Genomic DNA, 4,793 nt, shown 5'->3' with positions numbered 1-4,793 from the left:
CCGATGACGGTGACCTGGCTCGGCGGCGCCTCGGGCACCGTGAGCACCTGGCGGCCGGAGCCGGCGGCGGACCCGGCCCAGGCCACCGTCTCGACGGGGGCCTTCTTGGCGCGCATGCGCCCAATGACGCTCGGGTACTTCGGCGCGACCCCGCCCTCGAGCACGGTGACCACCGCGGGCAGGTCGACCTCGAACACCTCGGTGCCGTCCGGGCCCTCCCCGCGCAACGTGGCGCGGCCGTCGCTGACCTCGACCTGCTGGATGCCGGCCGCGACAGGACGGTCGAGCAGGTAGGCCAGACGGACCCCCACCTGGAAGTCGCCGGTGTCGGCGGCGTCGTTGCCGAGCAGGACCAGGTCGTAGGTGGTTCCGGCCTCCTCACGGGCACGCACCGCTTGGGCGATGGCGTCGGCGACGTCGGCAGGGCCGAGCAGGTCGGCGTCGGCCTCGACGAGGATGCCGTCGGTGGCACCGACCGCGATGCCCGCACGAATCTGCTCGATGCTTTCCTGCGACCCGACCGACAGCACCGTCACCATGGCATCGCTGCCCTCGGTGAGCTGCACCGCGAGCGCCACCGCGGACTCCTCGTGGGCGCTCGTCGTGTAGCCGGCGTAGCGGCCGTCGACGCGCAGGCCGTCGTCGGTGAGCACGACCTCACCGGTGGGGTCCGGCGCGCGCTTGACGCAGACGAGGATGTTGGTCACGCCAGCCCCCGGATGCGGGCGTTCTCCGGGTCGAACAGCGGCGTCGCGTCGGCGGCGGCCACCGTGACCGGGTAGAGCTCCTCCATGTAGGAGACGGCGAGCTCGGTGCCGACGACGGCCTGCTCGGGTGGCAGGAAGGCCATGAGCAGGTGCTTGCCCAGGCTCGGAGCCGAGCCGGCGGAGGTCACGTAGGGGTGGTGGCCGTGGCCGTCGGTGAGGATGCCGCCGTCCCGGGTGAGGATCGGCTCGCCGCCGAGCATGTAGCGCTTGACGCCACTGGCGGAGGTGTGGTCATCGACGGTCAGGGTGCACAGCACCGCCTTGGGGGCCTCCTGGGCCTGGGCGACGACGGCGTCCTTGCCGACGAAGTCCTGGTCCTTCCACTTCGCCCGGGACATGCCGGTCTCCATGAGGGTGCGCTCGCTGTCGAGCTCGGCGCCGTAGGCGCGGTAGCCCTTCTCGAGGCGGCCGGTGGTGCCGTAGACACCGATGCCGACGGGGACCATGCCCAGCGGCGTGCCGACCTCGAGCAGTCGATCCCACAGGGCGGCGCCGGCCTCCATCGGGGTGTAGAGCTCCCAGCCGTACTCACCAACGTAGGAGATCCGCGACGCGAGGACGTGCAGCGAGCCGACCTCGATCTCGCGGCACGTGCCGAACGGGAAGCCCTGGTGCGACATGTCGGAGTCGGTGATGGCAGAGACGATCTCGCGGGCCTTGGGGCCCCAGATGCCGATGGTCGTCCAGCTCGACGTGAGGTCGACAACGACGGCGCCGTCCGGCATCCGGTCACTGAACCACTTCTTGTCGGCCATGCCGTGAGCGCCGCCGGTGACCACGCGGAAGTGGTCGTGGGCCAGGCGCATGACCGTGAGGTCGGAGCGGAAGCCACCGGTCTCGTCGAGGACCGGGGTGTAGACGACGCGGCCGATCTTCACGTCGGCCTGGGCGACGATGATGTTCTGCACCGCGGCCAGGGCCTGCGGGCCGATGACGTCGAAGACGACGAAGGCCGACAGGTCGACCAGGCCGGCGGTCTCGCGCATCTGCAGGTGCTCGGCGTTGATGATCGGCGACCACCAGCGCGAGTCCCACTCGTTCTCGCGCGGCATGCACGCGTCGCCGAACTTCTCGACGAGCCCGGCGTTCGACTCGTACCAGAACGGGCGCTCCCAGCCGGCGGTCTCGTAGAACACCGCGCCGAGCTCGCGCTCGGAGGCGTGCATGGGGGCCAGGCGGATGTTGCGGTTGCTCTCGTACTGCTCGCCGGGGTGCACGATGCCGTAGGTCTTGATGAACGACTCGGAGGTGCGCGCCTTGACGTGTGCCCGGGTCTTCTGGTGCGGGTGGAAGCGCGCGATGTCGGAGTGGCCGAGGTCGATCTCGGGGTTGCCGTGCGTCATCCACTCGGCGACGGCGCGGGCGGTGCCCGGACCCTCCTTGATCCACACCGCGGCGGCCGACCACAGGCCCTTGACCTCGGGCGTCTCACCGAGGATCGGGTAGCCGTCGGGGGTCAGCGAGAGCAACCCGTTGATGGCGTAGCGGATCTCGGCGCGCTCGTCGCCGAGGAGCTCGGGCATGAGCTCGAGCGCCTGCTCGAGCTGCGGGTCGAAGTCGTCCTCGGTGAACGGCAGCTCGGTGGGGGAGAGCTTGCTCTGCTCGATGGAGGGGATGTCCTCCGGGTCCCAGAGGATGGCGCGGTGGGCGTAGGAGCCGACCTCCATGTCCGAGCCGTGCTGGCGCTCGTAGCAGAAGGTGTCCATGTCGCGAACGATCGGGTAGCTGATCTCACCGGGACGCTCGGCGAGCACCTCGCACGGGCCGACCGAGATCATCTGGTGCACCGCGGGGGTGAGGGGGATGCGCGCGCCGGCCATGCGGGCGATCTTGGGGCTCCAGACACCACAGGCGATGACGACCGTCTCCGCCTCGATGCGGCCCTGGCTGGTCTCGACCGCGCGGATGCGACCCTCGACCACCTCGATGCCCGTGACCTCGACGTTCGGGACGGTCGTCAGGGCGCCCTTCTCGACGGCGCGCTCGCGCATGATGGTGCCGGCGCGCAGGCTGTCGACGACGCCGACGGTCGGGAACCAGGCTGCACCGATGATGACGCTCGGGTCGAGGAACGGAACCTTCTCGACGACCTGCTCGGGGGTGACCAGCTCGGCGGGGATGCCCCAGGCCTTGGCGCTGCTCATCCGGCGGCGCAGTTCCTCCATGCGCTCCTCGGTGCGCGCGACCTCGTAGCCGCCGGACTCGGTGAAGACGCCCAGCTCCTTGTACTGGCGCACGGAGTCCAGCGTGATGTCGGCGAACTCGCGGGAGTGGTCGACCGGGAAGATGAAGTTGCTCGCGTGGCCCGTGGACCCGCCGGGGTTGGGCAGCGGGCCCTTGTCGAGCTGGACGATGTCGGTCCAGCCGAGCTCGGCCAGGTGGTAGGCGAGCGAGTTCCCGACGATGCCGGCGCCGATGATGACGCAGCGGGCGGAAGAAGGAAGGGAGGCCATCCGTGGGAGTCCTTTCTGACGGCATCCGGGGTGCGTATGACGCAACCTGACGCTCGATGTGCAACGCGGCCACCAGTGTGGCAGATCACAGGGGGTGTGCCAACACCTCACGCGGCCGCGCCGCCCGAGGGCCGGATGGCGGACTCGGGCGGCGCGGTGGTGCGGCGGAGGTGATGCGGGCTGACCGCAGGGGATGCCGGTGGCTCAGCTACCGTCGCGAACGTCGTCGTGGTGTTTGGTCGCGACGACCACCTTGCGCAGCGGGTCACGCAGGGTTGCCTCGAAGGTCTCCTCGCGCAGCGACTTCCAGAGCGAGACGCACAGGCCGATCAGCACGATGAGGAACGGGAAGCCGATGATGATGACCCCGGTCTGAAGGGCCGACAACCCGTCGGCGAACAGCAGAACCGTGGCGACCGCACCGGTGGCGACACCCCAGAAGACGACGAGCCCACGCCTGGGCTCCTCGGCGCCGTTCTCGCTGAGCATTCCCATGACGATGGAGGCCGAGTCGGCCCCGGTGATGAAGAAGATCGCGATGAGGAAGACCGCGAGCACGACCGTGACCGAGGACAGGGGGAACGAGCGCAGGGTGTCGAACAGCGTGCTCTCCAGGCCCGACTCGACGAGAGCCGCCATGTCCTTGCCCTCGTTCAGCTGCAGGTCGAAGGCGGCGCCACCGAGGATCGAGAACCAGACGAAGGAGACCAGCGACGGAACCGCGATGACGAAGACGACGAACTGGCGGATCGTGCGGCCCTTGGAGATGCGGGCGATGAACATGCCGACGAAGGGGGTCCAGGAGACCCACCAGGCCCAGTAGAAGATCGTCCAGCCGTTGAGCCACTCGCTGCCACCGAAGACCCCGGTGCGGAAGCTCATCGTCGGCAGGTGCGTGAGGTAGCCACCGATGGACTCGGTGAAGGTCGAGAGGATGAAGACGGTCGGGCCCACGACGAACAGGAACAGCACGAGCAGGCCGGCGGCGATCGCGTTGGCGTTGGACAGCCACTTGATGCCCTTGTCGACGCCACTGACCGCGGAGATGACGAAGCACAGGGTCAGCACGGCGATGACCAGTGCTGCCGCGGTGGTGCCGTACCCGTCGTTGCCGAACACGTTGGCGAGACCGCCGGTGATCTGCAGGGCGCCCAGTCCGAGCGAGGTCGCCGAGCCGAACAGGGTCGCGAGGATGGCCAGGATGTCGATCCCGCGGCCGGCGGGGCCATCGACCCGGTCGCCGAGCAGGGGTCGGAAGGCGGCGCTGATGAGGTTGCCGTTGCCCTTGCGGTACGCGAAGTAGGCGATGGCCAGACCGATCACGGCGTACATCGACCACGGGTGGAATCCCCAGTGGAAGAACGTGTACTCCATGGCCATGTGGGCGGCTTCCTCACTACCGGGTTCGGCCATGCCCATGGGCGGGGTGTTGAGGTGGGTGAGCGGTTCGGCGACCCCGTAGAACATCAGGCCGATGCCCATCCCCGTCGCGAACATCATCGACACCCACGAGAAGGTCGAGAACTCCGGCACCGAGTCGTCGGCGCCGAGCTTGATGTTGCCGTAGCGGGTC

The 4,793-nt window shown here is 69.1% G+C and carries 3 protein-coding genes; all 3 read right to left on the bottom strand.

The features are described from left to right. Window positions 1-707 (bottom strand): electron transfer flavoprotein subunit beta/FixA family protein (locus PLL68_RS04965; RefSeq protein WP_324532213.1); only part of this gene is annotated, 707 nt, incomplete at its 3' end. Next, window positions 704-3,220, bottom strand: coding sequence for a GcvT family protein (locus PLL68_RS04960; protein WP_324532211.1), 2,517 nt, complete (start codon window positions 3,218-3,220; stop codon window positions 704-706). The genes PLL68_RS04960 and PLL68_RS04965, both read right to left, overlap by 4 nt. A gap of 204 nt (window positions 3,221-3,424) precedes the next feature. Beyond that, a partial coding sequence (locus PLL68_RS04955; RefSeq protein WP_324532210.1) for a BCCT family transporter occupies window positions 3,425-4,793 on the bottom strand: 1,369 nt, incomplete at its 5' end.

The sequence above is a fragment of the Ornithinibacter sp. genome (genome assembly GCF_035443565.1).
Lineage (GTDB): Bacteria > Actinomycetota > Actinomycetes > Actinomycetales > Dermatophilaceae > Fodinibacter.
This window is presented reverse-complemented; position numbering and strand designations above follow the sequence as displayed.